Consider the following 25,072-nt stretch of genomic DNA (forward strand, 5'->3'; position numbering starts at 1 on the left):
GATACATCTAATGAGTATATTAGGTTAAACTTCCCATTTTCAAAAACCTGTCGGACTTGTACTTCATAAGTTAGACCCTGAAATAAATTCAGGGTGACGGTCAAAATGTTAAGGTTTTACACTTACCCTGATCCCGGCCGAATGGGTAGTAAACTCTGGCGAATACATGCTTTGTAAACTGGTAACCCCATTCGAAAAATTGCCGGCGTGGGTAACCCTCAACGGATATTCGAACACGTAGGTCCCTTTTGGCATGTAACTGATAAAGAAATTGGTTGATGCATCTTTTGTACTTTCATAATAACCCAGACCGTCCTGATATTTATATCTGGAAATTACATTAACAGGTTCAAAGCCCGAAGAACGCATATCTTTCAGATGGATGTATTCCATATCGCGATCACAATAAATTTCTATGCGCACCTTTAATAAATCGCCAGGCATTAAAACATTTGTGGTAGCTAAGGGTGTCAGGATATCGCCTTTGGCACTGGCTTTTTGAATGAACAATTGTTTTTTGATTTTAACGCCTGTGCTGGCAGATGTGATTTTATCCAGTTGCTCAAAATATTGCCAGTATAATGCACCCCAGGCAATGGTCTGGTTATTGTTTTTAACTGTAACACGGCCCATTTCCGGTTGAACATCCGCACCTGCAATGCTTATTTTCTGATAACCGGTCCCGGCCTCCTTTGTGGCATTGGCTTGTTGCAGCGATGCTAATTTCCGGCCACCAATGGTAATTTCTGGTTCATTATTTTCAGCCAATAAATCGGCACCTCTCATTAACAGCGCATAACAGGCTGCAGCAGTGGCTTTAGTCGTTTTCCAATCGTTGGTTTGTTTGTTTTTGAGCAGCCAAATCTTCATTTCCGCTACAGCCTTTGTATCGTTGGCAACTTCATCGAAAGCTTCAATCAATAAAGCCTGCGTTTCAACCGGACTTTGGTACCACCACCAACCTGCTTTATTGGTAGCCCAGTACATCCCCATTTCATCATTTTGTTGTGCGGTTTGCCTTAACAGCGTAATTATTTTTTTTGCTTCTATACTATGGCCGTTTCTGTTGAGCACCAATGCTGCTTGCGCCAATTGATAGGTATCGAAAGTTTTCCAGTTGGATGCCAGTTTTTTGAGGTAAAAATCTTTGGCCTTTAAAAAATCGGCACCGGTATTTTTCCGACCGGTATAACTTCTGGCAAACAGGTAGTGCAGCGGCAGGTAGGCAAATTGTTTTCCCTTCAGTTCCTCTTTATAATCCTTAACAAGTGCCGCATCCAAATAAATAATGGCTTTGTTGAGCATGGCATTAAATTTTGGATAAGCCTTTTCATCAACCATTTTCAGTTTTTTTAACTGCCCCATGCCCAAAACAATATGCTGTGTAATATAACGATCTTCTCGCATACCACTAAACCATGGGAAAGCCCCATTGCTGAACTGCATTTTTTCCAGCTTCTCAAAATTGGTTTTTAACTCTTGAGTCATTCTATTTAAATCGAAAAGCACTGCTAAACGCTTCTTACGTTCCGTTTCGTTATCAGCATTGCGCACCCAAGGCGTTTCTTCCAATAAAATTGATTTCAATTCCTGGTTTTTCTCCAGGCTGGACAACAATGCTTCACCATTATTGGTACTTTTCCATTGCTCAAAAACCGTTTTAATTTTTGGCGACGAATTGATGATGCCCGTTGCGAAACTATTGGCATAAAAGCGGCTAAAAGTTTGCTCGGCACATTCGTAAGGATATTCCATCAGGTAAGGCAGGGCCTGCACCGCATACCAAACCGGGTTTGAAGTAAACTCAAAAGTTAGGCCTTGGTTACGCATGGTTTTCGAACTGTCCGATTTTTCGAGTTTTTCAAAATCAAATGTTCTGGTGGTATTACCACGTACATTTATGGGCATACTTTCAGTAACCAGCATGGCATTTGCCAAAACCGGAATGGTATTTTCTTCACCATCACTGAACTTGCCACTTTGGGCCAAAACTTTATAGGTAATGGCATTAATGCCCGATGGGATAATTAAGGTCCACTTTACAACGGTATTGCCCTCGTTATCTACTTCAAAAGTTTTATCAGATTGTTCATTTGCTTCAAAAATTTGGATCTGTTTTCCTGTCAAAGCATCTGTAAGTGCTAAACTGGCATTGCCCGCAAGTTTTTTACCGGCTAAGTTATTCAGTTTGGCACTTAATATAATGGTATCACCTTCCCTAAAAAAGCGTGGTGCGTTTACAGTTATGGCCAATTGTTTTTGTGTAACCAGTTCATTGGTAATGGAGGCTGTTTTTAAATCTTTGGTGTGTGCAAAACCCATCATTTTATAGCGGGTTAAACTTTGCGGTATGGTAAATTCAATCTTGATTTCACCTTTGGCATCAGTCAACAACTGAGGATAAAAAAATGCAAGTTCGTTGAAGTTGGTTCGGGCGGCAATATTTGTTTTTTTGATAACAGGCTTGCCATCTACGATTTCTAAACCTGTTTTAGGGTCGTAATGGTTAATACTTGCGAAATCGTATGTACCAGTATCATCTACTGCAACTGCTTTCCCCTTTAATTTTTCAACGGTTGGTGGTTCAACACTTAGTCCAGCTAACTTCCCCTGTAAGGTCGACACTCCCCGAATCTGAACGGCTGCTGCCGTCATACTCTCCTTTCTTTGCGCCGCATAACCCACAACCACTACCTCATTCAAAGCCTGTCCATCCTGCTTCAAATTTACATCAATCCGTTTTTTATTGCCTATTTTTATAACGTAACGCTTAAAGCCGATAAAAGAGAAGTTCAGTGTCTCTCCAGCTTTGGCATCGATCGTATAAATACCAAAAACATTGGTTGTGGTTACTTTTTTACCTATACTAACCTGCACGCCCGGCAGTATTTCACCCTGGCTATCGAACACCACCCCATAAATTAATTTACCGTTTTCTAATTCCGCCAGCTTTTTTACCGCTTCGGGAGACAAGCCTTTTCGTTTAGTGCTTTGTAAATTACTGATGTAGTTTCGGTAGCCATAATTGTATCCGCCATAATAGTTATACCCAAACAAGTTAAGATTTTCATAGCCCCGGGTAATTAAGCTATATTTTTTTTCCTGCCTTAAAAACCATAGGTAGCTTGGGTTAGCCACATTGTTTACATTGAAATTCCAGCTATAAAAACCATAATTAAAGCCGGTTTGCAGATTCGTGTTCCAGTCCATTTGCTTAAGGTCGTCTAAACTTGCATCGTAAAGTGTGGCTACCATTTCGGCCATTTGTTTTTCTCCCTTGTTATTACTGATCTGCAGTTTCCAGCTTTCCTTTTCGCCTGGCTGTAATTTATTTCGAAAGGTCAAAAAACGGACGTTCAGTTCTTTCTTTGGATCAACAATTTGAACCAGCTGCATGGAGTTATAAAGGGTCCCATGATGTACCATCGTAAACTGTACGGCAAAACCATCTTCAGCATTAACTTTTGGTTGTATTTTAACAATGGTCTGTTTTGGCGATAAATTAATCCACACTTTTTCGGCTATGCTATCGCGATAATAAACTTCGTAATAAGCCTTGCTGTTTTCTGTTAAACCGGCCAAACGGAAAATGGCACTTTCATTGGGTTTGATCACCGTAACCTCCGGTGTAACCCATTCGATGTTTGATTGTATTACAGCTGGCATATCATGATAAACGACAAGATATCTATCAAGTTTAACCGTATCATTTTGTCCGTTTACTGCCGTTAAACTTATTTTATAATAACCTGGCTTCAGGTCTTTCTGGCTGAAACTCAAATTTCCGGTTCCATTTTTGGCACTCAGGTATTGTGTAAATTCTACTGATTTTACCGGCCATTTGGTTACTTCAAGTTCATTATTATAATCATCATCAGGGAAGTTTTTAATAAAATTTTCCTTGCTCATGGCATAGTTTTCGGCATAAAACGGACTTTTGTTCATCAACCTGGATGGTGCCTGAAGTAAGCTCCATTCTGCTTTCACATCAGCTTTAATGGCCTGATGATTTAAATTGGTAACCGAGAAAGAGAGGCTATTTGCTTTGTTGCTCAAATACACCACTTGTGCTGTACTGATGTTAAGCATAATGTCTTTCTTCCCTACAGTTAGGTTGATCGTCTTTGAACGGGTTTCCCCATTTAAATCGGTTATATCAGCTACGATTTCGTAGACATAATTTTTACTGGTATCCGTAGCATTTGCAAAAAAGGCAATCTCAAATTTACCGTCCGCTTTCGTATTTGTTTTACCAATGGCTACCTGTTTTCTTGCAACATTTATCCCCGAACCATAAACTGTACTCGGTTGCCCATAGCTAAGTCTGTAATCATACATCAGGTTTCTAAAAACTTTATAAGCCACCTTCGCGTTGCTTACCGAATAGCCCGAAAATGAACTGGCTTTACCCTCAACTCTGATGCTATCGTTCAATTTATAATGTTTGTTGGGTTTATCAAATACTACTTCAAAAGTAGGACGCTTATACTCTTCAACCTGTACAGCGATGCGGCCATAATCGGTTTCAATTTCCATACTCCCGTTTAATATGCCCATTGGGATGGTAAAAGAGCCCTGGAATGTGCCATAATTATTACTCATCAGTTTCGTCGTGGTTATCTCTTTTCCATTGGCATCATTAAAAGAAACATCAACATCTTTATTTATTTGGATTTTATTTTCTCCGTTCAGGATTTTTAAACACAATCCTTTATAATAAACGGTTTGCCCGGGGCGGTAAATAGGCCTATCGGTGAAAAGAATCACCCGTTCATCATCTTCATCATCCCGGTAGCCGTTATGGTTGTTGATGTATAATTTCAATTCATCTTTTCCGAGCGTAACTACCGCGTAAGCCATATTTCTGTCGGTTTCATATGTACTGGCATAACCTTTATCATTGGTTGTAATTAAGGCGCCATCAATAAACTTCCGGGTATTATAATCATATCTCCGTTGCTGAATCTTTACGTTTTTTAACGGTGTACCATTGTTCAGCTGACTGACAAAAAATTCGTGTTTTTCGATATTACGCCTATTAATCACTGCCATAGCCGTAACCTTGAAATTGATGTTGCTATAAACGGTATCGTTCTGGTTGCGGTTAATGGTTTGTGCAATTAAAGTATAACTGCCAAAAGGCAATCCCTCCATTTTATCTACTAAACTGTGGGTTTGATAATCGTTGGTCCTGGGAACAGCTATTATCCAATGCCTCAAAGCTTTATTATTTTTCAAAAAAGCTAAGAAACCGGCTTTATTGTTAAACTGTTCATATTCATTTTTAAATTCGGGCGAATGGTATAGCCTCAGTTGTACACTATCTGTGTTTTTATATGATAAATATAATTGGCTTGGCCGATCGGGCTGTATAAATTCTTTTACCTGAACCGATAAACTACTGCTTTTAATATCTTCAATTAAATTTCTGGCGTTCTCAGCCCCAATGCTCTTTGGAAAGGTATTTACCGCTTTTTCGGCCAAAGCAACCGCCGTAATCAGGTTCTGCTTATTGGTATCAATAGGTAACTGTGCATTTTTATGTAAAACGGCCTTTTCAAACAAAATATCAGCAAAAACCTCGCTTTTAATACTTTGCTCAGCCAACCGGCTTAAGGCATTATTATATAATTCCTGACCGTCGCCAACAAAATGCTGGTATACAAATTTTAACCGTTTCAAATCCACATCTGCCAGTGCTGAAAAATTATTACTTTTCTGATGAAATGCGATCAGATTTTTAAACAGCTGCAAAGCCTGCGTTTTAAAAGAGGTACTATCGATAGGTATTTCAGTAGTTAAGAATACCTGTCTGCTTCCCAGCCAATAAACATTACTCATGTCAATTGGTTCATCATCATGTTGGGTGAGGCCTATTTGAGTGTTACTGAAAACATCAATGGCACGGTGGGCCAGCAGATCGTATACTGTAGGCCTGAAGCTTCTGTATGTTTTATCGCCAGCCAAAACGGCATCTAAAGTATCTACTTTTGTCTGTTGTAAAATCTGGCTGTCTTTTAAAGATAAAAGGTAATATTTTACGGTTTCATCATTCAGTTTTTTGATGTCCCAGGTTTTAATATCCTCTCCAATATTACCCTGTACCCGCGTACGCTCATTAATCTGCCAACGGTTTTGTTTAAGATAGTTCCAATAGGTTTCTGCTAAAAGTGATTGTAAAATGCTTTTAGCAGGCTGTTTGGCATTGCCAATATCTTTACGCAAATCCATCAAAATTTTATCAAAGGCGTTTTCTTCCAGGTAACTTTGAAACATCATCCGATAAATAACTGATTTAATAAGCAAAGGCATATTGTCCGTTTGGCTGGCCTGCTTATATATCTTGTCAATCAATGCAAGCGCATCTTTAGGTTTCGCCTGGTTCGCAATGGAATCTACCCTGTAAAAATCAATCAGAGTAAATTTATGCTGTGCAGAAACATTAAAGGAAAACAAAAGGATAAAAAGAAATAATGTGGAGACACGTAATAATATTTTCATAAGTATGGATTGCGTTTTTAATATTGATGGAATGAAGGCTTAAATTCCATAAGCAATTTAGATTTTATCTGATTTTTATAAGAATCTAAGTGTTGATGAACCAAATGTTACAAGCCACAAACATTAAGGTTTTTAACATTCAATGCATAACATTATCTTTGCTTGATGTCAACACAATTAAAAAATCTATCTGATTTCTCTCACACTACGGTTCCTAGTGGTGAAAATTATAAATTCGGAATTATTGTAGCCGAGTGGAATGCCGAAATTACGGGTGCATTATACAACGGCGCATTGAAAACCCTGCTGGCAAATGGCGTTGCTGAAGAAAATATAATTTCTTTACCCGTACCGGGCAGTTTTGAATTAACGGGCGGCGCAGAAATTTTATTGAGCAAAAGAAGCGATATAGATGCCGTAATCTGCCTGGGTTGCGTCATCCAGGGAGACACGAAACATTTCGATTTTATTTGCGATGCGGTAGCACAAGGAATAACCAACGTTGGCATTAAATATAGTAAACCGGTTATTTTTGGCGTTTTAACGACTAACAACCTGGAGCAGGCTCAAGACCGTGCAGGCGGCAAATATGGTAACAAAGGCGATGAAGCTGCAATTACCGCTATTAAAATGGCTGATTTTTCTGCGCAAATTTAAACTTGTCTTTTAATAATTATTTGTAACTTAGGCGTTTAAAATTTATCAGATCAGATGATGCCATCAGGACCAGTTCTTGATCGCTTCATTACCATTGAAACAAAATTAAACAGATGAAAAAAGTAGCCATCTTATTATTGGCGGTGTTCTGCACCATTACCATTTTAGAATCTTGTTCTTCTAAACTTTGCCCGGCCTATGGATCTTATCCTGAAGGAAGACGCAGAAGAAACTAACCCAACTATTTCTAATCTTCATATTCAGGTCATTTGCAGAACTTTATTAAGCTGCAATTGTTATTCTGTAAATCATATCATAAATATCATGACTTGGGTTAACTTAACTTCAATGGAGCAGCTTGACGAGATCAAGAATGCAAGCGGTTTTAGTCTTATTTTTAAACACAGCACACGTTGTTCAATTAGTTTAATGGCTAAAAAGAATTTCGAATTTGACTGGGATGTTATTCCGTCGGAAACAAAACTTTATTTTTTAGATTTAATCAGCTATCGCGATATTTCTAACCAGATTGCAGAAGTATTTCAGGTAGCACATCAATCACCGCAGATTTTATTGATTAAAAATGGTGATTGTGTATTAGAAGCATCGCATAGCGATATTTCTGCTGATGAAGTTGCAGAAGTGATTGCGGCATAACGATAGAAAAATTCAGACAAAGGGTATTCAAGCAATTGGATACCTTTTTTTTGCGGTTGTTTTTTAAAAAAGCAACGTTCAGCGTCTGACAGGTTATCGAAGACTTATTATCCTTTCACCAAACGTTCCTACGGAACGAAAAAGCTACTTCTTTTTAGGTTACCCATAACACGTCAGTACGGGACGCACGTAACTCTCCCAGGTCTCCGGAATGTTCTGAAACGATATGGATGAATAACGAAAGAGAATCTCAGCTGCGCCTATTATTGAGTTTGAAACTCAATCTTATCACTAAATCCGTAGAGACGCTACGCTTAACTCTACGAACAGATATGTGCTCGCAGACCAGGGTACTTTCAAAAAAAGGTCCCGATTTTTATACCGAGACCTAAATAATATTTGATTTATTATAGCTTAAGCTACTACCGTGTTTTCTATTTTCAACACCCTTGATGTTCTTGTTCTGGTTTCTCTGCACAATTCAGGATCCTGAGCAAGTGGTTTTCCATAAGTAGGAATCATCTCTTTGATTTTTGCCTGCCATTCATCAGTGGCCAAATCATCGGCAAAACAACGATTTAACAAGTCGAGCATAATAGAAACCGCTGTTGATGCTCCCGGAGACGCACCCAACAAGGCCGCGATAGAACCATCGGCAGCACTAACCACCTCTGTACCAAACTCTAAAATCCCACCTTTTTTCTCATCCTTTTTAATCACCTGAACGCGCTGACCAGCATATTCCAATTCCCAATCTTTCAGCTCAGCCGTTGGTAGATACTCTTTTAATGCTTCCAATCTATCTTCTGGCGACTGCCTAACCTGTTCGATTAAATATTTTGTTAAATCGAGGTTATGTAAACCGGCCGAAATCATTGGTCGGATATTGTTAAATTTTATTGATTTTGGTAAGTCTAAAAACGATCCGTTTTTGAGAAATTTAGTCGAGAAACCTGCATATGGCCCAAACAACAATGCCTGCTTGCCATTAATCATGCGCGTATCCAGGTGAGGTACCGACATGGGCGGAGCTCCAACCGCAGCCTTACCGTAAACTTTAGCGTGATGTTTTTTGATAATTTCTTCGTTGGTGCATTTTAACCATTGTCCGCTAACAGGGAAACCGCCAAATCCTTTTCCTTCCGGGATATCAGATTTTTCCAACAATGGCAATGACCCGCCACCGGCACCGATAAATACAAATTTGGCTACTCTTTTGCGTTTGTCGCCACTTTCCAGATCTTTAACCTTTACAATCCAGTTCCCATCCTTATTCTTCTTTAAATCGCGGATTTCGTGATTGAAATACAGGTTAACGTTGCTTTCTTCCTTTAAGTGGTTAAACATATCGCGGGTTAATGTACCGAAGTTGACATCAGTACCCAAATCCATTTTGGTAGCCGCAATTTTCTCACCTTTTTTACGACCATCCATAATCAATGGTGCCCAGCTTTTTACAAGCTCAGCATCTTCTGTATATTGCATGTCGCTAAACAGATCGCATTGAGTTAAGGCATCATAGCGCTTTTTAAGATATTCGACATTCTTTTTACCCCAAACAAAACTCATGTGTGGAATATTGCGGATAAAATTGCAAGGATCAGATACCAGTCTCTTGCTCACCAGATATGACCAAAATTGCTTGGAAACCTCAAAATGCTCTGCAATTTGAACCGCTTTTTTTGTTTCGATAGAACCATCCTTCTTTTCGGGGGTGTAGTTTAATTCGCAAAAAGCCGAATGTCCTGTACCAGCATTATTCCAGGCATCAGAACTTTCTGCTGCCGCAATATCTAAACGTTCGTAAATTTCTATGCTTAAATTCGGCTCTAATTGTTTTAATAAAACACCAAGGGTTGCACTCATGATGCCAGCCCCTATCAAAATTACATCAGCGTCAGTTTTGCCAACTGTCTTTTTCTTTTTTGTCATCTTAGCTTAAAGGAGTTACAAATTTAGAATGATTTTAAACATACCACGAATTTTGGAGAGATTAAATCTTAAAAAATTGCTCAAAAATTAGAAATATTTCTATTTTTTTAACAATTAATAATCAAATTTTAATCCAAAAACAGTTTGATCAATTAAAAACAAAAAAAGCAAGTTGAAGTTTATTAAAAGCTGGCTACTAAAACTGCTAATCGCATTGATAATTAAACGGTAACATGGCTTAGAATATTAACCAACTTACCAAATGGATCTCTGGTGTAAAACCGCCTTACACCCCATGGTTCGTTAACCGGTCCGTATTCTACAGGAAGCTCGGCAGCTTTCACCTTTTCAAATACATCATCAACATTGTCTACCTCAATGGATAAATCTGGCGTTGGTGTACCTGATCCGCCTTCAGAAGCGAAACTGATCTGTACATCCATCTTTTCACCTATCGCACCGTAAGTTGCAATCCAGCCATGGTCCATGATTAGATCAAGTCCCAAAATGTTTTTATAGAAACTGGCCGCAGCTAAAATTTCCGGCGTATCAATATTAAGTACAATTCTTTTTACCATAAGGAAAAAGGTTAAATGGTATTTCATCATGAGCCTGTCGCATTACTACCTAAATAGGGTAATCGTTTCGACAGGCTCAAAGAGACATAAATTCAATATTGAGGGGAACTGTATTTCCAATTAGTTTTTAAGCTTCGCTTTAAATACTTTTTCCAGTTTCTGTATTTTTGGAAGGATGACTAACCTGCAATACGGCTCACTCCCGTTTTTGTTAAAATAATTCTGGTGATAATTTTCAGCGACATAAAAAGGCTTTGCGGCCTCTATTGCCGTCACTACTTTCTTGCCATAAGCATTGGTTTTGTTTAATTCGGCCTTGTACTTTTCTGCCAATGCTTTTTGCTCTGCTGAATGATAAAAAATTACCGAACGGTATTGTGTACCGCTATCTGCGCCCTGGCGATTTAGTGTAGTTGGATCGTGGCTTTTCCAAAAAACTTCCAATAGCTCATCGTAAGAAATCACCATTGGGTTATAGGTAATCTCCAAAACCTCGGCATGCCCGGTAGCCCCTGTACAAACCTCTTCGTAAGTTGGGTTGCTCAACGTACCGCCTTCATAACCTGATTTTACAGAGATTACACCTTTTAATCTTTGAAATATCGCTTCGGTACACCAAAAACAGCCCATACCAAAAGTCGCCTTTTCCGTCTTTTTCCCTTGTGCATTTGCCTGGTTTAACGACAGTATGGCAAGTAGGATCAAAAATATTTTTCTCATGTGTGTTTTTATTTATATCTAATAATACGCAAAATAAAAGGGTGTAGTTTGTATTAAATCAATAATGGATTTGGTATGACAATCGCAACAAATTGTTGATTCTGCTGTTAATGTTAACAACTTAATACATTAAATAACAAATATTTAAGGCGATATTTTATCAACCAAACACACTTATTAACAATTCTTTTTTAAATTCGTATAACATTATAAATATAAGATTATGTCTACACCGTATATTCCCTGTTTAGATTTAGGTTCCTACATCAACGGTTCTGAAGAAGATCGTAAAAAGTTTTCTGATGAATTGGGCAGGGCTTTTAACGATTCTGGTTTCGTTACCATTACCAACCATGGTTTAAGTCAGGAATTGATTGATAAACTTTACGAAAACATCAAAGCGGCATTTTCGTTGCCCGTTGAAATCAAAAGGAAATATGAAAAACCAGAATTGGCAGGCCAGCGCGGCTATACCAGCGCGGGTAAAGAGACGGCTAAGGGTGCAAAGACACCTGATTTAAAAGAATTCTGGCAGATTGGACAAGAAGTAACCGATGGCGATCCGGTTAAAAATGAATATCCTGATAATGAAATTTTAGAGGAATTACCTGACTTTAATAAGGTAACGGGAGAAATCTATAAAAAACTGGAAGAAAACGGAACGCATTTATTGCGTGCCATTGCCACTTATTTAGAGTTGCCGATCAATTATTTCGATAAACACGTACATAATGGAAATTCTATTTTGAGAGGTATCCATTACTTCCCGATCGAAAACCCTGAAACCATTCCGGATGATGCGGTACGTGCAGGCGCACATGAAGATATCAACCTGATCACCTTGTTAATTGGTGCCAGTGCCGATGGTCTTGAGGTGTTAACAAGAAGCAACGAATGGCTGCCAATTAAAGCACACCATACTGATATTGTGGTAAATGTGGGCGATATGCTACAACGTTTAACCAATAATAAATTAAAATCGACAACGCACAGGGTAGTAAACCCGCCACGTGAGTTGATGAAAACTTCCCGTTACTCTGTTCCATTCTTTTTACACCCGCGCAGCGATATGGATTTAACCAGTTTACCATCAACCATTGATGCGGAACACCCTAAAGCCTATAGCGATATGACGGCAGGCGAATACCTGGATGAAAGGTTAAGGGAAATTGGATTGAAGAAGTAGTCTGGAGTCGCGAGTCCTCAGTCTTGAGTCTCCAGCGAATTTTATAAAAAAGATTAAAAGCACCAGTTTCAGCCGGTGCTTTTTTTTGGTTCCCTTTAACCATTAGCTAAAAGAGTCACTCACCTTTACATATTGACATATAAATCTTAGATTTATGATAGTGTTTCGTTAAAAAAATTATGTTACAAGAGAATTATTTAGAAAACTATCAAAACTTATTTTCGATTTTTAAGGCCATCCACCCCCTTAGTAACGAACTCAAATCTGCTATTGTTAAAAATAGCCATATTGCTCAAGTCAAAAAGAAGACCATACTATTAAGCGCTGGAGAAAGCAGCAATGCCATCTATTTTATTGTTTCAGGAGCCGCAAGAGTATATTATCTTGATAAAGATGGCAAGCAGACCAATACCTGGTTTTTATTCGAAAACGAATTATTGATTTCTGTTTATGGTTTCTTTACCGGGCAGCCGAGTTTCGAATATATTGAAACAATAGAGGATACAACCTTAGTTGTTATAAAAAAAGAAAAACTGGACGAAATATATCGCAAATTTATGGAGTTCAATTTTATTGGCCGGAAACTGACAGAACATTACTACATCCGTAATGAGCTACAAGCTAATGAATTGCGGATATTAAGTGCAAAAGAGCGTTATGAAAACCTCCTCAAGCGAAATCCACAACTTTTCCAGCGCGTCTCGTTAGGCCATATTGCCTCTTATCTAGGTATCTCGCAAGAAACATTAAGCAGGATTAGAAAGTAAATTTGTTTTTTGACTTTTATCAAAAGTCAGCAACTTATACATCCATAGATTTGAATCAATAAATCTTAAATCTATGTTAATTATAATCTTTATCGTATTCGGATGCTGCTTTCTTATTGAAAAAATTAAACCGGGCTGGAAGTTGCCAAAGGTCTCAACCTGGACCGTTAGGGTTTTAGGCGTTAATTTCATCCAGTTGAGCATTGTTCTTTTAGCTGGCTTTACCTGGGAGAAATGGCTATCTTCTATTTCGCTATTCCACCTTTCAAACTACATACCCAATTGGCTGGGTGGAATCATAGCCTATTTTATTGCGACGTTTATTTTTTATTGGTGGCACCGTTGGAGACATACAATAGATTTTTTATGGCTGGGTTTTCATCAGATTCATCATAGCCCGCAACGCCTGGAGGTGATTACTTCCTTTTATAAACACCCGTTGGAAATGACTGTAAATTCGATTATTGGAAGCCTTTTAGTTTACACCTTGCTGGGACTAAATCCCGAAGCAGGGGCTATTTACACCCTATGTACCGCCTTAGGCGAGTTTTTCTACCATACCAATGTGAAAACGCCACAATGGATTGGCTATATTTTCCAACGGCCAGAGATGCACCGTATTCATCACGAATATGAAAAACACAGTCACAATTACGGAGATATTGTTTGGTGGGATATGTTATTCGGCACCTATAAAAATCCAAAAGAATTTAAAAGTTCATGTGGGTTCGACAATGAAAAAGAACAAAAGTTATTGGATATGATAATGTTTAAAGATGTGCACAAGCAGTAGATCGCCCTTATATTTAACACCTGTAAATCAGAAAATTATATAAAAAATTTACTTAAAGACGTTATTATTTCCATGAAATATTACTTACATCAAATACCAATAGACTTTTAAGCGGATACGACATAATCTATAGGGTAAAAGGATGATGTCATTTGCAATTAGCGCTCAGGGTTGTCAACTTTAATAGCCGGTTTGCTATAAAGTTGACAACTCTTAGTCCACCATAAACCCAGATTTATTTCTTCGATTCATCAATGGCCTTGTTGATTACATCCTGAATTCTACCCCTGATTTTTAAATTGGAAAGTTTATCAGTAACAGTTGGATTTACACGGTTAGATAAAAACACATAAACCAAACCCCTTGATGGATCTACCCAAACGCAGGTTCCGGTGTATCCGGTATGGCCATATGTTTGTGGTGAGGCCAGATCAGAAGGATAATGTTTGGTGCTATCCGGGTCCCAACGATCGAAACCCAAACCCCTGCGGCTCACATTTGATTGTTTGGAGGTAAAAAGATCTACCGTTGTATTTTTGAAATAAGTTTCTCCTCCATAGGTACCACGGTTTAACAACATCTGGTAAATAATGGCCAGATCGTTGGCACTGGCAAATAAACCGGCATGACCTGAAACTCCACCTGCTAAGGCCGCGCCCTGATCGTGCACATAACCTACAAGTAAGGTTTTTCTAAAATACTTATCATCTTCGGTTGGAATGATCTGCTCTGGTTTAAAACGGTTGCGCGGTAGAAAACCTGCCGTTTGCATCCCTAGTGGCTTATAAAAGTTTTCGTAAGTATATTGATTTAAAGGCTCCTCGCTAATATGCTCTACAATATCTTTCATTACATACATGCTGATATCGCTGTAAACATATTTACCCCGCGTTTTGATGGGCGAATTAAGCATCTTAGGCCACATAAAATCTTTAAAAAAGCCTTTTTTGATATAATAATTATCGGCTACTTTGGTTGGATAGGCTGCGGATGAATCTCTGCTATAATCGCCGGTTTTAACGTAATCATGAAAAGGAATGTAAGGGATAAAACCTGCCTGGTGCAACATCACTTCGCGTACCTGAATATTATTCATAGGCGTAGTGCGTGCTTTAGGAATGTACGCCCCAATATTGGTATCCAGTTTCAGTTTTCCTTCTTCAAACAAGCGCATTACCGCTGGTGTAGTTGCCGTTATTTTCGTTACGGATGCAAGATCAAAAATATCGGTTACCTTATCTGGCACATTGCTATCATAGGTATGATTACCATAAGCCTTATTAAAAATTACTTTACCATCCTTCGCCACCAAAACCACTAACCCTGGAGTAGCTTTTTGTGCGATAGCTTCAGCAGCAATAGCATCAATTTCTTTTAAGTTGTTAGCATTTAAACCAGCATCTTCCGGAACGGTATATTTTAATCGCGTAGCTGTTGTCGTAAAACCAGAACCCATCGTATAACGGGCAGAATAAGCAGTGGTTAACTTATTTGAAGCAGCCATACCTCCAAAAATATACTGCGGTACAATAGCCGCAGCATCAGCATTGTTTTGACTGGTCCATATAATCGGCGATTTTAACAGATCGAATGATTTTAAACCGGGTCCATTGCCAAAAAATGAAACAATTACCTGTTTATTTTTACTAATACTGTTAATGAAGTTAATGTATCGGGCCTTAGTTACCTGCTGATCATCAATCGCAACTAAAATGGTATTGAAATATTTAAGGTCATCTTCCAGATCATTCAAATTCAGGCTATCTTTATAAGAATTAGTAGAAAACGAGGTAACCTTATCATATTTATTAGCCAGACTATCAAAAACCTTGCTATAGGCAAAGCCAAGGCTAACCGAAGCGATATTTTTTTTTGCTAATGATTTTAAAGGAATAATTCCATCCTGATTGTTTAACAAAACTGTTGTGTTAGCAATTGCATTCGCAATAGCCAATTTTTTTTCATTCGCTGTATGATCCTGTGCGCAGGCCATTAAACATAAAATATTGCAACAAAATGCTACAGCCATAATACACAATCTATTTCGCTTCATATACTTTTTCTCCGTTCAGATAGGTTTTTAAAATTTTGGTTTTTAATATATTTTGTGGCGTTGATTTTAAAATATCGTGATCGAGCATAACAAAATCGGCTAATTTGCCTTTCTCAAGGCTACCTTTTTCATGTTCTTCAAAATTGGCTTTTGCTGCCCATATCGTCATTCCGCGTAGGGCCTCTTCAGGTGTCAGGGCATTTTCTGCCTGGAAACCTCCCTTCGGAAAACCTTTTACATCTGCTCTCACCGTTGCTGCATAAAACGTTAATAATGGATTAATGTTTTCTACAGGAAAATCTGTACCTAATGGAATCCAACCGTTTTGTTTTAGCAATTGTTTGTAGGCATATGCATTTTTTAACCTTTCGCCACCTAAACGCTGTTTAGCCCAATACATATCGGAAGTGGCATGCGTAGGTTGCACGGAAGGAATAACACTGGCGTTTCCGAACAGGTCAAAATCTTTAGCATTAACTACCTGAGCATGTTCAATCCGCCAGCGCTGATCGTTTTTACCCTTTAAAATTTTATTGTAAATATTGAGGATTACGCGATTGGCCGAATCTCCAATGGCATGGGTACACATCTGGAAATGATTGGCAGCTATTTTTGCGGCCACTTCTTCAAAATGTTTCTGATCGCTTAATAAAAAACCGGTTTTATCTGGCATATCGCTGTAAGGATGCAGCAAACAGGCTCCACGCGAACCTAAAGCGCCATCAGCATACACCTTAAAAGCACGAACATTTAACCGATCGGTTTTGATCGGGCCACGGTTAAAAAGATAGGTATAATTATCAGGCTCATCTGAAAGCATGACGTATAGCCTCATTTTCAGTTTTTTCGATTGCTGCAGTTTTTCGATAAACTCAACCGTCAGATAACTTAATCCACAATCATCAATGGTGGTTAAACCAGCAGCGAAACAGTTCTGCTGCGCATCCATAAATATCTTTTCGGCCAGTTTAGCATCTGGAGATGGGATTTTACGCTCTACTAACGCTACTGCATTATCAATCAACACGCCAGTGAGTTTGCCGTTTTGGGTAAGCATATCGCCACCTGCCAATTTTTGCTCACTTTTAATCCCGGCTTCATCCAGGGCTTTTTGGTTTGCAATGGCGGCGTGTCCATCAATCCGGTTTAAAAATACCGGTCGATCTGGGAAAAGAGCGGTCAACTTTTCATTTGTAGGGAAAGCTTTATTGCCCCAATCGTTTTGGTCCCAGCCATTGCCGATTAACCAGCCATCGGGATGCGTTCTGGCAAAATCAGTTAAACGGGTAAGCACTTCATCCCAGGATTTGGTTTCCCGCAGATCAGCGGTTTGCAAACTTTGTCCATAGCCATAAAAATGAGCATGTGCATCTATAAAACCGGGATAAATGGCTTTGCCTTTCGCATTGATTTCTTCTTTTGCTGCATATTGATCTTTTATCTCATCACTTCTACCCAGTGCCAGGATTTTTCCATTTTTTACTGCAAACGCTTCAACCGTATCAAACTTACTGTTAACGGTATAAACCCTTGCATTGTAAACAATGACATCAACTGCTTCCTTTTTGGCGCAGGAAGTAAACAACAATGCCAGAAAAAGACTGTATAAGATGGCTTTCATTCCGCTAAAGATAGAAAAATGAAAGCATTTGGATTTGTAAATTCGGTTTTACAGAAACGGCGACTCAATCGTGCATCAATCCTGGTCTTAGCGTCTCGCTAAGACCTTATAACTATACCACAATTTTTTGCCACGGAAACACTGAAGGCACCAGTTCAGAACGGGAGGCCCATATAAAATAAACAACCCTGGTCTTAGCGTCCCGCTATGACCTTATACTATACCACAATTTTTTGCCACGGAAACACAGAAAGCACGGAAATATAGCTTGAGTTGATTAAACACCGGTAAACCAGCAAAAATTCTTCACCAGTTCAGAACGGCAGTCCCATGTAAAATAAACCTGATGGAAACGGCACCTTTTCTGGCTGTCACCCTGAGCGGAGTCGAAGGGCAGCCAAAAAGTATAGTGTACAGCAGGACTACCGGAACCGATTGGTGCAGAACCCTGCTTTTCAAAAAAACTCAACCCTGGTCTTAGCGTCCCGCTATGACCTTATACCATACCACAATTTTTTGCCACGGAAACACAGAAAGCACGGAAAATATAGCTTGGTTTGGTTAAACACCCGTAAACCAGCAGAAATTCTTCACCAGTTCAAAACGGCAGGCCCCTGTAAAATAAACCTGATGGGAACGGCATCCCGATTTTTTCTATCGGGATACAGTGTACAGCAGGACTACCGGAACCGATTGATGCAGAACCCTGCTTTTCAAAAAAACAAAACCGAGGCAAGAATAACAAATTGTTCCTTACAAAGATCCTTCACTGCGTTCAGACTGACGGGCAGCAATTCAATCCTATTTACCCACAGTCATTTATATGTTGAGTTTTAAACAAATCAGGTTCTTTAAGCTTATTTTGCATAATTTAGCAAATTCACTTTGCCTTAATACATGACTGATATTATTCACTTATTGCCTGATGCTGTTGCCAATCAGATTGCTGCCGGAGAAGTGGTTCAACGACCTGCTTCTGCGGTAAAAGAATTGCTCGAAAATTCGATAGATGCTGGTGCAGATAAGATTCAACTGGTAATAAAAGATGCAGGCAAGGCATTGATTCAGATTATTGATAATGGCTGTGGAATGAGCGTTACCGATGCCAGGATGTGTTTCGAACGCCACGCTACATCGAAAGTAAAAAAAGCAGAAGATTTATTCGCCATCCGCACCATGGGTTTTCGTGGTGAGGCCATGGCTTCTATTGCAGCCATTGCACAGGTAGAAATGAAAACCCGCAGGCACGAAGATGAAATAGGCACCTGCATTTCTATCGAAGGCGCTCAGGTAACCAATCAGGAACCGGTAGCTACGTCTCCCGGAACGCAGATTTCCATTAAAAACCTGTTTTTTAATACGCCAGCCAGAAGGAACTTCCTGAAAAGCAACCCGGTAGAAATGCGTCACATCATAGATGAATTTCAACGCGTAGCATTGGCACATCCAGGTGTTTTTTTCAGCCTGCACCATGATGGGGTTGAAATTTTCAACCTTCCAAAGGGCAACTTAAAACAGCGCATCGTCCATCTTTTTGGCAACAACTATAACGAACGTTTGGTCCCTGTTGAGGAAGAAACCACGATTATTAACTTAAAAGGATACATCGGCAAGCCTGCTTTTGCAAAAAAAACCAGGGGTGAACAGTTCTTTTTTGTAAATAACCGCTTTATTAAAGATCCTTACTTAAACCATGCAGTAAGCTCTGCTTTTGAAGAGTTACTGCCTGATGATAGTTACCCGTTATATGTATTGTTTATCGAGATTGACCCGTCGAAAATCGATGTAAACGTACACCCTACCAAAACAGAAATTAAATATCTGGATGAAAAGTCGATTTACGCCATCATGAGATCGGCTGTAAAACGTTCTATTGGCCGGTATAATATTGCCCCGACGCTGGATTTTGATCAGGAAACTGGTTTCAGCAATATGATTACGCATAAGGCAGTTGAAGATATTGTACCACCGAGTATTAATTTTAATCCTGATTTCAATCCTTTTGCGAATGACAGCAGTTCTACCTCCGGTTATGCCTCTTCGCCAAGAAATTACGATGCAAAACCGAGCGCCAAAAACTGGGGTTCGCTTTACGATATAACCGAACAGCCTGTTGTAGAGCAAACCTCTATTTATGAGGATGAAACTGTTTTGGAAACGAAGCAGAAACAATATATGCAATTGCATAACCGCTATATTGTTTCGCAGATCAAGTCGGGGTTGATGGTGATCGACCAACAAATGGCACACGAGCGGATCCTTTACGAGCGTTTTCTCGTACATCTGGATGACCGCAAAGGCGCGTCGCAGCAGAGTTTATTTCCGCAAACCATTACGCTAAATGCGAATGATTTCGAACTGGCCAAAAGTTTACTGGATGATATAAAAAGCCTGGGCTTTGATGTACGGGAATTCGGGAAAAATACGTTGGTAGTAGAAGGTGTTCCGGTTGATCTGGGCAGCAGCAATATTAACGAAACGCAATTATTTGAGCAATTGATTGAGGGCTTTAAAAACTCACAGCAGGAGTTAAAACTTAGTAAACGCGATAGCCTGGCAAGAAGCCTGGCAAAAAACAGTGCCATAAAAGCGGGGACAAGTCTTTGTCAGGAAGAAATGAATACACTGATTGATGAGCTTTTTGCCTGTAAAACGCCTAACTTTAGCGTGAGTGGCAAACCGATTATCCAAACCATTACACTGGCAGAGCTGGATAAGAAGTTTGAGAAGGGATAGTGGTTTTTGAGTTTGGAGTTGGGGGTTTGGAGTCGGGAAGTCGAGGGTCGGAAGTCCAAAGATATGGAGCAGACAGACTAAGCAGTAGATCGAAAGCACTAAAGCTTTGATGCCCTTAAATGTCTTATATGGTAAAAACAGACCGAAGTTGGGAAGTAGAGGTCAGAAGATATGGAGCAGACAGAACCAGAAGGCTTAAAGCCTGGCGATCCTTAAAATATAAAAATCTGGCAATAAATCTGTCTCCCTTTAAAGGAGGCGATTACATGAAAAACAGTTAACCGATTTAAAAATTAACCAGTTAACCCATTTTAAATTAAATGAACAATATATATATTCCACCGGTAGTAAAAAACCTACTGATTATTAACGTCTTATTTTTCGTAGCCACTTATTTATTAACTAGCCTTCATCTGGATGATATTTTAGCTGTTTATTATTTTGATTCGCCTAAATTTGAGATATGGCAACCCATTAGCTACATGTTTATGCATGGTGGCATAGCGCATATTTTCTTTAATATGTTTGCGTTGTACTCCTTTGGAAGCATCCTTGAATCGAGATGGGGCGGCAAAAAGTTTATCATTTTTTATTTTATTACTGGTTTGGGAGCATTGGCCCTACAGTGGGCCGTACAAGCTTATGAGGTACACCAAATTATAGGTAGCGCCACAAATAATGGAAAAATAAACCTTGCCGCATTATTTCAGGGCGAATTTAATACTTCACAGCTTTCAATGGCACAAGCCGTTACACTTAGAAGCATCTACTTTGGTGGCATGGTTGGCGCTTCGGGTGCTATTTTTGGTCTGTTGGTTGCTTTTGGCATGCTTTATCCAAATGCCGAACTACTGATTATGTTTATCCCGGTTCCTGTAAAAGCTAAATATATTATACCCATTTATATTTTAGTAGAGTTATCTTTGGGTGTTGCCCAGTTTGAAGGCGATTCCATCGCCCATTATGCACACCTGGGAGGTGCCTTAATTGGCTTTATACTGGTTAAAATATGGAAAGATAAAAACGATACATTTTATACACTCTATGAATAATACTTTCAAAGATTTAAAATACAAGGTTTTTCAATCGGGCAACCCATTGTTCTTTTACATCGGGATTAATGTTATCCTTTTTTTAGTTACTGCCATTATTGGCGTAGTTGTTTTTTTAGGCCGTATTCCTGTCGATACCAATTTATGGATCAGGGAATATGTAGGCTTGCCGGCTAGTCTTCCGAAATTACCGGAACGTTTTTATACCCTGTTTACGTATATGTTTTTTCACGACGGGATTCTCCACGTCTTGTTTAACATGCTCGGCTTATTTTGGTTCGGCAACATATTTATGAATTTCCTGAAAAGCAGGCAGTTTCATTTTGTATACCTTGCAGGCGGCTTGTTTGGCGGTTTATTTGCTCTTGCTGTATTAAATATATTCCCTGTTTATGCTGATGGATTAGCTGGCGTAACGATTATCGGAGCATCGGCCGCCGTAATGGCCATTATTTTCGCGGCAGCCACGCTGGTACCCAATTACAGCATTATGCTGCTTTTCTTTGGCGAGGTTAAAATTAAGTGGATCGCCATTGTATATTTTATCCTGGATTTTATTGCTATCGGCTCTGTAAATGCCGGTGGAAGTTTAGCGCATATTGGTGGTGCACTTTTAGGTTTCACCTTCATTAAAAGTTTGCAGAACGGACGGGATTGGAGCAAGATATTTGAGCGTAAGCCAAAATTAAAGGTAGTACGGAATGAAAAACCAGTTAAAAAACCTGAATTTAAAGGCGGAGTGACACAACAGGAAATAGATGCCATTTTAGATAAAATATCAACTTCAGGCTACGATAAATTAACAACTGTAGAAAAGGAAAAACTATTTAAGGCAAGTAAAGATTAATGGCTACGAAAGCGAAGAAATACAGTTTCATAGATAAGCTCCTCTTGCCTATCGCGATTCTATTGGCAATTGCTTTGCTTTTAGGGGTGCTGGCCGGAAATATGGATCCGAGAAAACACGCCATTATTGCTTTTTTCGGGCTTGCTTACCCGTTTGTCTTATTTGCCAATATAATTTTCCTGGTTTGGTGGCTTTTAAGCAAGAAATGGATTTTTGCAATCGCTACCATTCTGGTAATCGCAATGGGTGCTAAAACCTTAAAAGCAACCTTTGCCATTGGTGGTGATGAAGGCAGTGCTGAAAAGGTTGATCATAGCATCAGAATGATGACATACAATGTACACAGTTTTAAATTGTATGGCGAAGACAATACCGAATCGGTAAAGGAAAAGATGCTTCAGGTAGTAAAAGACCAAAATCCGGATATTATCTGCTTTCAGGAGTTTTACACCCGGTACAAAGGTGCCTTTGATACGGTTGATAGCCTAAAAGCGTTGCTAAACACGAAATATTATTACTTTGTACCCATCGATAAAAATGATTATGAAGCCGTTGGCTTAGCTATATTTTCTAAATATCCGATCGAAAATTCTGGTAAAATCCCTTTTGTTGAAGGCTTCTCCAATAACATGAGTATTTATGCCGATTTAAATATTAAGGGAAAAACCCTGAGAATCTATAACGTACATTTTCAGTCTATTTCTTTTGAAAAGCAGGATTACGAATATTTGGATAAGGTTAAAGAAATGAATACCGAACTGCAGCCCTCTAAACGTATTTTAAGAATGCTTAAGAATGCCTTTCTCAAACGCAGCAGTCAGGTGGATATTATGAAAAAGGAGATGGCCGCCTGTAAAACACCTTACCTTATAGCAGGCGATTTTAACGATACGCCGGCATCTTACGTGGTTACCCAAATTACCGACGGTTTAAATAATAGTTTTATTAAAAAAGGCAACGGTTTCGGTAAAACCTATAACGGCAAATTTCCCAATTTTCAGATCGATTATATTGCTACTTCCAAAGAACTCGAGGTGTTGAATTACAAAATCATTCAGGCTAAGTTATCTGATCATTTCCCGGTTAGAAGTGATTTAAGGCTTGTACCTTAAGCTTTCCCTGGCTTGTGTCTCTACACACCAGCCATGATTATTCCCTTTTTTCGTTCTGTGAGGACACAAACCGAGGATAGTTTTTTTATAAGAAGCGCAAGGTCTGTACAGAATAATAAGTTTCTTCCCGTTTTCCGCTTTTACGCTTCGCCTCCTCGTACCTCGTTGCTGCAGGGTAACGCTACAACCGGGGCTAGGTGGGCCAAAAACAGCATTCCATTTTTACGGTTGCAGGTCGCAGAACCCTTGTTCATAAACCTGATTGAGCGGAATAGCCCGCAGCGTAGCGAGGACTATAAGCGAAAGCGGGGCTGTAAGCCGCTAAGAACCACAGACCGTTCATTTTCTAATTCTATTTCGGCTTTCCCATGGTCTGTGCCTCCACAGACTATCCCTGATTATTTCCTTTTTCATTCAGTGAGGACACAGACCGAGGATAAAGATCAATTATATTGCCCTTCCAAAGAGCTTGAAGTGTTGAATTATAAAATTACCCAGGCCAAATTATCTGATCATTTTCCAATTAGGAGTGATTTTGAAATTTGTGCCATAAGCTTTCCCAGGTCTGTGTCCCCACAGACCGCTCCTGATCATCCCTTTTCGGTCTGTGAGGACACAGACCGAGGATAAGGGTGCAGACCCCTTGTTCATAAACCTCCTGATTGAGTGGAATAGCCCGCAGCGTAGCGAGGACTATAAGCGAAAGCGGGGCTGAAAACCGCCAAGCCCTACAACCTGTTCATTTCCTAATTCTATTTCGGTCGGTAAGACAGCAACCAATAGCAAAATTATATTTTCTTACCATACATCAACAATAGGTCTATTCCTTATTTCCATATTTGCTTTATAAAATTTAAAAAAAATCTTCAAAAATATGAGCTTAATAGATGCCCTGAACTGGCGTTATGCCGTTAAAAAAATGAATGGTCAGCCTGTTGAACAAGAAAAGGTTGATAAAATTATTGCTGCAGCACATTTAGCACCAACATCATCAGGTTTACAGCCTTTTAAAATCATTGTGGTAACCAACCAGGAGTTGAAAGAAAAAATTGCACCGATTGCTTTTAACCAATCGCAAGTAATTGATTCTTCTCACTTATTGATTTTTGCTGCAAACGAAAATTATACAGAAGAGGGTATAGACGAAGTTTTCAACAGAATGAATACAGAACGTGGTTTACCATTGGATACTACAGATGCTTACAAAACACAACTTAAAGGTATGCTTCTAAACAGAACAGCAGAAGAAAACTTTAACCATGCAGCCCGTCAGGCTTATATTGCTTTCGGTATTGCCATTGCAGAAGCTGCTGTGTTAAAAGTAGATGCTACACCAATGGAAGGTTTTAACGGACCTGCTTTAGACGAACTTTTAGGCTTAGACAAAAAAGGCTTAAAAAGTGTTACTTTATTACCTTTAGGGTACAGAGACGAAGCGGGCGATTGGTTAGTGAACCTTAAAAAAGTACGTACACCAAAAGAAGAGTTCTTGATTGAATTGAAATAACAGGCAAACACCATTATAATTAAAACGGGCCGCTTATTTAGCGGCCTTTTTTGTTTTACATTTTTTTCGTACCAGATATTATATGACAAAAATCCGTCATTGCGAACTGAAGCGCCGCCAGTGGAATGGCGTGAAGCAATCTTTACAAATAAATTTAACTCGAAAGATTGTTTCGTCGGCTGAAAAAGCCTTCTCGCAATGACGGTGGCGATTAGTTTGAAAACTACTACCTATTAACCGATTTAAACAATTCACCTGAAAAGCCTCCATAGATGAGATCCTGAAACAAATCTATAGCTATCGAATCAGGGGAATACGGCATGCAAGGGATGAACCAATGACCAGTGAACCAC

Annotated in this window: 18 protein-coding genes; 12 read left to right on the forward strand and 6 right to left on the reverse strand. The window is 39.2% G+C overall.

Annotated elements, in window-relative coordinates:
* Positions 1-108: 108 nt before the first annotated feature.
* Positions 109-6,501, reverse strand: a complete 6,393-nt coding sequence (locus DV942_RS09500; RefSeq protein WP_145857068.1) for an alpha-2-macroglobulin family protein — start codon at positions 6,499-6,501, stop codon at positions 109-111.
* Positions 6,502-6,666: 165 nt separating this feature from the next.
* On the opposite strand from DV942_RS09500, the gene ribH reads away from it, so the two are divergent.
* From ribH to ytxJ, 3 genes are all read left to right on the forward strand, one after another.
* Positions 6,667-7,158: a 6,7-dimethyl-8-ribityllumazine synthase gene (gene ribH / locus DV942_RS09505; RefSeq protein WP_145857071.1), complete on the forward strand. Its 492-nt coding sequence runs from the start codon at positions 6,667-6,669 to the stop codon at positions 7,156-7,158.
* Between the two features lie 113 nt (positions 7,159-7,271).
* Complete coding sequence (locus tag DV942_RS24010; protein WP_262503181.1) at positions 7,272-7,394, forward strand: hypothetical protein; 123 nt, start codon at positions 7,272-7,274, stop codon at positions 7,392-7,394.
* A gap of 88 nt (positions 7,395-7,482) precedes the next feature.
* Positions 7,483-7,815 (forward strand): bacillithiol system redox-active protein YtxJ, encoded by a 333-nt coding sequence (gene ytxJ, locus DV942_RS09510; protein WP_090984233.1) that lies wholly within the window; start codon positions 7,483-7,485, stop codon positions 7,813-7,815.
* Positions 7,816-8,229: 414 nt separating this feature from the next.
* On the opposite strand, the gene DV942_RS09515 is transcribed toward ytxJ, so the two are convergent.
* The 3 genes from DV942_RS09515 to msrA all read right to left on the reverse strand — a co-directional run bounded on the left by DV942_RS09515 (position 8,230) and on the right by msrA (position 11,045).
* Positions 8,230-9,747, reverse strand: coding sequence for a malate:quinone oxidoreductase (locus DV942_RS09515; protein ID WP_145857073.1), 1,518 nt, complete (start codon positions 9,745-9,747; stop codon positions 8,230-8,232).
* Positions 9,748-9,968: 221 nt separating this feature from the next.
* Positions 9,969-10,325 carry a VOC family protein gene (locus DV942_RS09520; protein WP_222431181.1) on the reverse strand — a complete coding sequence of 119 codons (357 nt, stop codon included), beginning with the start codon at positions 10,323-10,325 and terminating at the stop codon, positions 9,969-9,971.
* Between the two features lie 120 nt (positions 10,326-10,445).
* Positions 10,446-11,045 (reverse strand): peptide-methionine (S)-S-oxide reductase MsrA, encoded by a 600-nt coding sequence (gene msrA / locus DV942_RS09525; protein WP_145857076.1) that lies wholly within the window; start codon positions 11,043-11,045, stop codon positions 10,446-10,448.
* 223 nt (positions 11,046-11,268) lie between these two features.
* Between msrA and DV942_RS09530 the strand changes: the two genes are divergently transcribed.
* The 3 genes from DV942_RS09530 (at position 11,269) to DV942_RS09540 (ending at position 13,791) form a co-directional block, all read left to right on the forward strand.
* Positions 11,269-12,231: an isopenicillin N synthase family dioxygenase gene (locus tag DV942_RS09530; RefSeq protein WP_145857078.1), complete on the forward strand. Its 963-nt coding sequence runs from the start codon at positions 11,269-11,271 to the stop codon at positions 12,229-12,231.
* 179 nt (positions 12,232-12,410) lie between these two features.
* Complete coding sequence (locus DV942_RS09535; protein ID WP_145857080.1) at positions 12,411-12,998, forward strand: Crp/Fnr family transcriptional regulator; 588 nt, start codon at positions 12,411-12,413, stop codon at positions 12,996-12,998.
* Between the two features lie 73 nt (positions 12,999-13,071).
* Positions 13,072-13,791 (forward strand): sterol desaturase family protein, encoded by a 720-nt coding sequence (locus DV942_RS09540; protein ID WP_145857082.1) that lies wholly within the window; start codon positions 13,072-13,074, stop codon positions 13,789-13,791.
* Positions 13,792-14,026: 235 nt separating this feature from the next.
* Here the strand turns inward: DV942_RS09540 and DV942_RS09545 are convergent, their stop codons facing one another.
* Together DV942_RS09545 and DV942_RS09550 are read right to left on the reverse strand one after the other, a co-directional pair.
* Positions 14,027-15,820 carry a serine hydrolase domain-containing protein gene (locus DV942_RS09545; RefSeq protein ID WP_244950868.1) on the reverse strand — a complete coding sequence of 598 codons (1,794 nt, stop codon included), beginning with the start codon at positions 15,818-15,820 and terminating at the stop codon, positions 14,027-14,029.
* 10 nt (positions 15,821-15,830) lie between these two features.
* Positions 15,831-17,465 (reverse strand): amidohydrolase, encoded by a 1,635-nt coding sequence (locus DV942_RS09550; RefSeq protein ID WP_145857086.1) that lies wholly within the window; start codon positions 17,463-17,465, stop codon positions 15,831-15,833.
* Between the two features lie 897 nt (positions 17,466-18,362).
* On the opposite strand from DV942_RS09550, the gene mutL reads away from it, so the two are divergent.
* From mutL to DV942_RS09575, 6 genes are all read left to right on the forward strand, one after another.
* Complete coding sequence (gene mutL / locus DV942_RS09555) at positions 18,363-20,201, forward strand: DNA mismatch repair endonuclease MutL (RefSeq protein ID WP_145857088.1); 1,839 nt, start codon at positions 18,363-18,365, stop codon at positions 20,199-20,201.
* 128 nt (positions 20,202-20,329) lie between these two features.
* Positions 20,330-20,482 carry a hypothetical protein gene (locus tag DV942_RS23465; RefSeq protein ID WP_186462459.1) on the forward strand — a complete coding sequence of 51 codons (153 nt, stop codon included), beginning with the start codon at positions 20,330-20,332 and terminating at the stop codon, positions 20,480-20,482.
* 39 nt (positions 20,483-20,521) lie between these two features.
* On the forward strand, positions 20,522-21,253 hold the full coding sequence (locus DV942_RS09560) for a rhomboid family intramembrane serine protease (protein WP_090984114.1): 732 nt from the start codon (positions 20,522-20,524) through the stop codon (positions 21,251-21,253).
* Positions 21,246-22,100 carry a rhomboid family protein gene (locus DV942_RS09565; RefSeq protein WP_145857090.1) on the forward strand — a complete coding sequence of 285 codons (855 nt, stop codon included), beginning with the start codon at positions 21,246-21,248 and terminating at the stop codon, positions 22,098-22,100. Before DV942_RS09560 ends, DV942_RS09565 begins: the two co-directional genes overlap by 8 nt.
* Positions 22,100-23,212, forward strand: coding sequence for an endonuclease/exonuclease/phosphatase family protein (locus DV942_RS09570; RefSeq protein ID WP_145857092.1), 1,113 nt, complete (start codon positions 22,100-22,102; stop codon positions 23,210-23,212). The genes DV942_RS09565 and DV942_RS09570 overlap by 1 nt, the downstream gene beginning before the upstream one ends.
* Positions 23,213-24,086: 874 nt before the next feature.
* Positions 24,087-24,719 carry an NAD(P)H-dependent oxidoreductase gene (locus DV942_RS09575; protein WP_145857094.1) on the forward strand — a complete coding sequence of 211 codons (633 nt, stop codon included), beginning with the start codon at positions 24,087-24,089 and terminating at the stop codon, positions 24,717-24,719.
* Positions 24,720-25,072 lie beyond the last annotated feature (353 nt).

Origin of the sequence: Pedobacter suwonensis, assembly GCF_007833675.1 — a bacterium.
In the GTDB taxonomy this organism is placed as follows: domain Bacteria; phylum Bacteroidota; class Bacteroidia; order Sphingobacteriales; family Sphingobacteriaceae; genus Pedobacter; species Pedobacter suwonensis.

Bases quoted from the DNA above. Each gene is read 5' to 3' on its own strand.
- DV942_RS09500 (WP_145857068.1), bottom strand. From the start codon at position 6,501: ATGAAAATATTATTACGTGTCTCCACATTATTTCTTTTTATCCTTTTG.
- ribH (WP_145857071.1), top strand. From the start codon at position 6,667: ATGTCAACACAATTAAAAAATCTATCTGATTTCTCTCACACTACGGTT.
- DV942_RS24010 (WP_262503181.1), top strand. From the start codon at position 7,272: ATGAAAAAAGTAGCCATCTTATTATTGGCGGTGTTCTGCACCATTACC.
- ytxJ (WP_090984233.1), top strand. From the start codon at position 7,483: ATGACTTGGGTTAACTTAACTTCAATGGAGCAGCTTGACGAGATCAAG.
- DV942_RS09515 (WP_145857073.1), bottom strand. From the start codon at position 9,747: ATGACAAAAAAGAAAAAGACAGTTGGCAAAACTGACGCTGATGTAATT.
- DV942_RS09520 (WP_222431181.1), bottom strand. From the start codon at position 10,325: ATGGTAAAAAGAATTGTACTTAATATTGATACGCCGGAAATTTTAGCT.
- msrA (WP_145857076.1), bottom strand. From the start codon at position 11,045: ATGAGAAAAATATTTTTGATCCTACTTGCCATACTGTCGTTAAACCAG.
- DV942_RS09530 (WP_145857078.1), top strand. From the start codon at position 11,269: ATGTCTACACCGTATATTCCCTGTTTAGATTTAGGTTCCTACATCAAC.
- DV942_RS09535 (WP_145857080.1), top strand. From the start codon at position 12,411: ATGTTACAAGAGAATTATTTAGAAAACTATCAAAACTTATTTTCGATT.
- DV942_RS09540 (WP_145857082.1), top strand. From the start codon at position 13,072: ATGTTAATTATAATCTTTATCGTATTCGGATGCTGCTTTCTTATTGAA.
- DV942_RS09545 (WP_244950868.1), bottom strand. From the start codon at position 15,820: ATGGCTGTAGCATTTTGTTGCAATATTTTATGTTTAATGGCCTGCGCA.
- DV942_RS09550 (WP_145857086.1), bottom strand. From the start codon at position 17,465: ATGAAAGCCATCTTATACAGTCTTTTTCTGGCATTGTTGTTTACTTCC.
- mutL (WP_145857088.1), top strand. From the start codon at position 18,363: ATGACTGATATTATTCACTTATTGCCTGATGCTGTTGCCAATCAGATT.
- DV942_RS23465 (WP_186462459.1), top strand. From the start codon at position 20,330: ATGGTAAAAACAGACCGAAGTTGGGAAGTAGAGGTCAGAAGATATGGA.
- DV942_RS09560 (WP_090984114.1), top strand. From the start codon at position 20,522: ATGAACAATATATATATTCCACCGGTAGTAAAAAACCTACTGATTATT.
- DV942_RS09565 (WP_145857090.1), top strand. From the start codon at position 21,246: ATGAATAATACTTTCAAAGATTTAAAATACAAGGTTTTTCAATCGGGC.
- DV942_RS09570 (WP_145857092.1), top strand. From the start codon at position 22,100: ATGGCTACGAAAGCGAAGAAATACAGTTTCATAGATAAGCTCCTCTTG.
- DV942_RS09575 (WP_145857094.1), top strand. From the start codon at position 24,087: ATGAGCTTAATAGATGCCCTGAACTGGCGTTATGCCGTTAAAAAAATG.